Below are 5,213 nucleotides of genomic sequence, written 5' to 3'. Positions count from 1 at the left end.
TCCTCTTGCGCTTAGCCAATTTTCCCAGCGGGCGGCGGTGCGCCCTTGTGAAAATTGGAGCGCTGCGCCAGCCTCGCCTCCCTGTTTCGTTCACTGAACGCGGTCGGCTCGGCTGCCCCTGACAGGGGGCTCTAAATTTTTAACGTTTCCTTTTATCCATCAGCGCTGCGGATTTGTCCACTGGACGCGGTCGCCGCCGTTGCTCCCTTCGGGGGAACAGACCGCAAAGCTACCGCCCCTAAAAAGCTCTAAACCAAAAAACAACCCCCGCCCCAATAAGGGACGAGGGTTGCTGCATTTTTATAGGTTTTCAGCGCGTACCGGTCAATAGAATCAGGTCAAAACGGGCTTTGCATCGCACCGCGCCACAGGCGCAAACGCCGGGAGCGAGCCAGAGCGTAACGGCCCCGCGGAAGTGCCGGAGACCCGGAAACTGGATGGTACACAGTGAAAGTCTTTTGCCGACTTTTCTTCCAGAAAAGTCGGTTAGGTGTCGGCGAGTTCGCCGCGGCTGGCGGCCTTCAGGTAGGCGAAGATGAAACCGTCCAGGTCGCCGTCCATGACGGCGTTGACGTTGCTGGTCTCGTAGCTGGTGCGGTGATCCTTCACCATGGTATAGGGCATGAAGACATAGCTGCGGATCTGATGACCCCAGGCGATCTCGTTCTGAACGCCCTTGATGTCCTCGATCTTGTCCATGTGCTGCTGCTGTGCGATCTGGTACAGCTTGGCTTTCAGCATCTGCATGGCGTAGTCGCGGTTCTGGAACTGGCTGCGCTGGGTCTGGCAGCTGACCACAATGCCGGTGGGCTTATGGATCAGGCGGACTGCACTGGAAGTCTTGTTGATGTGCTGGCCGCCGGCGCCCGACGAACGGTACACCTGCATTTCAATGTCCTCGGGCCGGATATCCACCTGAATGGTGTTGTCCAGCTCGGGCATCACTTCCAGAGACGCAAAGCTGGTCTGACGCCGTGCGTTGGAGTCAAAGGGACTGACGCGCACCAGGCGGTGGACGCCGTTCTCGCTCTTGAGCAGGCCGTAGGCGTTGGCACCCTTCACCATGATGGACGCGCTCTTGATGCCTGCCTCGTCGCCGTCCTGGTAATCCAGCACTTCCACGTTCATCCCGTGGTTGGAGGCCCACCGGGTGTACATGCGGTACAGCATCTCGGCCCAGTCCTGGGCCTCGGTGCCGCCGGTGCCGGCGTGGAAGGTCAGAATCGCGTTGCTGTGGTCGTATTCGCCGTTCAGCATGGTCATCAGCTGCAGCTCATCCACCGCTTTGCCCACGGCGTCCACTGCCTGCTCCCCTTCCGGGATCAGGGAGGGGTCGTTCTCCTCCTCCAGCATCAGCAGCATGGTCTGGGCATCCTCATACAGGCCCTGCAGCTTCTCAAAGCGGCCCAGCTTGCCCTTCAGGTCGCCCACTTCATCGAAAACTTTCTTGCTGGCCTCGGCGTCATCGTAAAAGCCGGGCCGGGTCATGGTGTGTTCCAGCTCCTGGACACGCTTCTTGCTGGCGTCGATGGCCAGCGCCTCCTCCAGGTCCTGCACCGACTTGCCATATTCGGCCAGCTGGACCTTCAGTTCGTCAATCGTTATCATAGCTACCTCTCACATCCGTGTTGGTTGGTGTATCCGAATTAGTATACATGGAACCGCCGGCAAAATCAATCCTTGCCCGGCGATGCCGGTTTCTGGTGCAGGGCGCCGGTGCCGCCCTCCACCACGCCGTCATGGCGCAGCACCGCGATCACCGTGCCGAAAAACAGCTTCACATCCCCCAAAAAGGTGATGCCGGCCACATATTCCCCGTCCAGGCGGGCCTTCACCGGGATCTCCAGCTCGTCCCGGCCATGGATCTGGGCCAGGCCGGTGAGGCCGGGGCGCACGTCGTTGGCCCCGTACTTGTCCCGCTCTTCCAGAAGGTCATACTGGTTCCACAAGGCCGGCCGGGGCCCGATCACCGCCATATCCCCCACCAGGATGTTCCACAGCTGGGGCAGTTCATCCAGGCTGGTTTTCCGCAGAAAACGCCCCACCCGGGTGATATACTGGTCGGGGTCGGCCAGCAGATGGGTGGGCATGTCGTGGGGGGTGTCGCTGCGCATGGTGCGGAATTTCAAAATCCAGAAATGGCTCTTGTGAATCCCCACCCGCTTCTGTTTGAAAAACACCGGGCCCGGTGAATCCACCTTGATGGCCACCGCCAGGCCCAGCAACAGCCAGGACAGGCAAATCAGCCCGCACAGCGCCAGAACTGCGTCCAGCGCCCGCTTGCCGTACTTTCGATACATACCCCGCACCTCTCCTCTGCGTTATGGTCGTACTGTGAGTGTGCCCGCTGTGCCGGGCGGCATACACAGCGGCACCGATAATAAATAGTATACAACCCGTCGAAAAAGTCCCGGCCGGACGACATGTGCGTACGGCTGGGACACCTACAGGAAAATTTGGCGCAGAGAGTGTGCGAGGCCGCAAGGCCGCGTGCGCGGTTCTGCGTCAAATTTTGTCCCCAGGGGGATATTAGGGGGAAGGAATTTCTGTCACGCGCATGCGTGCAGAAATGGGTTCCCCCTAAAGCGTGTCGTGTTCCGACACGCTCTTATTATAGCATATTTTGCCTGCTTCCACAAGATAAAAGCGATGCACTTTGATTTTTGGGGCGGGGGACGTTCTTGCGCGGGGGCGGGTTCTGTGCTATCATAGCCTTGGATTTTTCATGGACAGGGCCGCGGATTTTACATGGGCGTGGTACAATGGACTATGGAAAAAACGACTCTGCCCCTCCGTGGGCCCGACGAAAGGGAATGGTTATGGAACAAAACGAAAAAATGACCCCGCTGGAAAAGCGCTGGGTCCTGTACGATGTGGGAAACTCGGCCTTCACCCTGCTGATCTCCACCATCCTGCCCATCTACTTCAACGGCCTGGCCGAATCCGCCGGCCTGACCGACGCCGAATATTTGGCCTTCTGGGGATATGCGGCGTCGCTGGTGACGGTGGTGGTGGCGGTGCTGGGGCCCACCCTGGGCGCCGTGGCCGACCTGCCCGGCATGAAGAAAAAACTCTTTGTCCTGTGCGTGGCGGTGGGCATCGCGGGATGCGCCGTCATGGGCCTGGTGCAGTCCTGGATCTGGTTTCTGGGCTGCTTCGTCATCGCCAAAATCGGCTACAGCTCCAGCCTGGTCTTTTATGACTCGATGCTCACCGACGTCACCACCCCCGAGCGGATGGACCGGATTTCCTCGGTGGGATACGCCTTCGGCTACGCCGGCAGCTGCATCCCCTTTGTGGTGAGCCTGGGGATCGTGCTGGGGTATGAGGCCATCGGCCTCACCCTCAACACCGCCATGCTGGCGGCCTTCCTGCTGAACGCCGGGTGGTGGCTGGTGTGCACCCTGCCCCTGCTGCGCAGCTACCGCCAGAAATACAGCGTCCGCGGGGACGGGCACATGGTATCGGGGGCCTTCCGCCGGCTGGGCGAGACTCTGCGGGAAATCCGGGGCAACAAACAGGTGTTCTGGTTCCTGATCGCCTTCTTCCTCTACATCGACGGCGTCTACACCATCATCGACATGGCCACCGCCTACGGCCAGGCCCTGGGCCTGGACAGCACCGGCCTGCTGCTGGCGCTGCTGGTGACCCAGATTGTGGCTTTCCCCTTTGCGCTGCTGTTCGGGTGGCTGTCCCGCAGGGTGGACACCGCCCTGCTGGTGTCCATCGGCATCCTGGCCTATGTGGGCATCGGCACCTACGCCATCTTCCTGCGCAGCCAGACCCAGTTCTGGATCCTGGCCGTCTGCGTGGGTATGTTCCAGGGGGGCATCCAGTCCCTCTCCCGCTCCTACTTCGGCAAAATCATCCCCCCCGAGCGCTCGGGTGAATATTACGGCCTGCTGGATATCTGCGGCAAGGGCGCATCCTTTGTGGGCACCTTCCTGGTGAGCGCCATGACCCAGATCTCGGGCAGCACCTCCATCGGCGTCATGGTGATTGCGCCGCTGATTTTGCTGGGCTTCTTTGCGTTCCGCCGCTCGGTTCGGGAGAGCCGGCGGGAGAACGCCTGACATTCTGAACACAATGAGGTGAATTTCCATGCCTGCTGTCTACGCACACCGCCGCTTCGGCGGCGAGGTTCTGGCGGCCTGCCGCAACGATGTGGCCCGCACCGCCATCGAGACCTATCCCGACCTGTACCGCATCGGGCTGCAGGGCCCCGACATCCTGTTCTACTACAATCCCCTGCGGGCCAACGGCTACAAAACCGCCGGCGACGGGATGCACGACGCCCCGGCTGCGCCCTTCTTTGCAGGGGCGGCGGCCCGGGTCAACGACCGGGCCGAGGGCCAGGCCCTGCTGAGCTATCTGCTGGGGTTCATCTGCCATTTTGCCCTGGACAGCGAATGCCACAGCTACATTGAATATGAAATCAACCGCAGCGGCCACGGGCACATCGCCATCGAGACCGCCCTGGACGGCGCCCTGATGGAGGCCGACGGGGTGGACTGGCGCAGCGTCAACCCGGCGGGATACATTGCGGTGAACGAGGTGACCGCCCGCACCATCGCCCGGGTGATGCCGGCGGGCCGGGAGCAGGTGCGGACCTGTCTGGCCAACATGAAGCGGTACAACCAGCTCCTGATGCCGGGCGGCCCGGTGCGCAACGCCCTGGTAAAGGGCGTGCTGCATCTGTCGGGCAAGTGGGACCCCCTGGGCGGGCTGGTGATTGCGGCGCTGGACCGTCCGGCCTTTGCGGACAGCTGCGCCGAGCTGATGCGGCTGGGGGATCAGGCGGTGCCGGTGGCGCTGGAGCTGATGGACAACTACTGCGACCACATTTTCCACGGCGCCGCTCTGAGCGAGCGTTTTGACCGCACCTACGGGCCTCATCCCGACCTGATGGCGGTCTACGAGAACGGCGGGAAGTAAACCGAACCGCCAACCATACAAAATAACCACAGGGGCTCCTCTGCCGGACGGCGGGGGAGCTTTTTTGCGGGGCTGTGAGGGTTTAAAGGTTTGCCGCTCTGCCTTTAACACGTCTTTTCTTTTTCGTCTTTGTCCGCTCCGCTGGGCAAACACAGCGACCGCGTCCAGTGGACAAATCCGCGGCCCTGATGGACAAAAGGAAAAGTTAAAAATTTAGAGCCCCTGTTAGGGGGCGCGGCCACAGGCCGCAGGGGCTCTGCTAATGGGCGGGTGGGTGG

The 5,213-nt window shown here is 61.3% G+C and carries 4 protein-coding genes; 2 read left to right on the top strand and 2 right to left on the bottom strand.

Going from position 1 to position 5,213, the window contains the following annotated elements; all coding sequences use genetic code 11:
* Positions 1-486 precede the first annotated feature (486 nt).
* Together prfB and B5E67_RS14950 are read right to left on the bottom strand one after the other, a co-directional pair.
* Positions 487-1,608, bottom strand: a complete 1,122-nt coding sequence (gene prfB, locus B5E67_RS14955) for a peptide chain release factor 2 (protein ID WP_087249786.1) — start codon at positions 1,606-1,608, stop codon at positions 487-489.
* 65 nt (positions 1,609-1,673) lie between these two features.
* Positions 1,674-2,300 (bottom strand): sugar transferase, encoded by a 627-nt coding sequence (locus B5E67_RS14950; protein WP_087368879.1) that lies wholly within the window; start codon positions 2,298-2,300, stop codon positions 1,674-1,676.
* Positions 2,301-2,813: 513 nt separating this feature from the next.
* On the opposite strand from B5E67_RS14950, the gene B5E67_RS14945 reads away from it, so the two are divergent.
* Together B5E67_RS14945 and B5E67_RS14940 are read left to right on the top strand one after the other, a co-directional pair.
* Positions 2,814-4,073 (top strand): MFS transporter, encoded by a 1,260-nt coding sequence (locus B5E67_RS14945; protein WP_343215561.1) that lies wholly within the window; start codon positions 2,814-2,816, stop codon positions 4,071-4,073.
* A 28-nt stretch (positions 4,074-4,101) separates the two neighbouring features.
* On the top strand, positions 4,102-4,935 hold the full coding sequence (locus B5E67_RS14940) for a zinc dependent phospholipase C family protein (RefSeq protein WP_087385882.1): 834 nt from the start codon (positions 4,102-4,104) through the stop codon (positions 4,933-4,935).
* Positions 4,936-5,213: the final 278 nt, after the last annotated feature.

The organism is Faecalibacterium sp. An122 (assembly GCF_002160895.1).
Taxonomy (GTDB): domain Bacteria; phylum Bacillota; class Clostridia; order Oscillospirales; family Ruminococcaceae; genus Faecalibacterium.
This window is presented reverse-complemented; position numbering and strand designations above follow the sequence as displayed.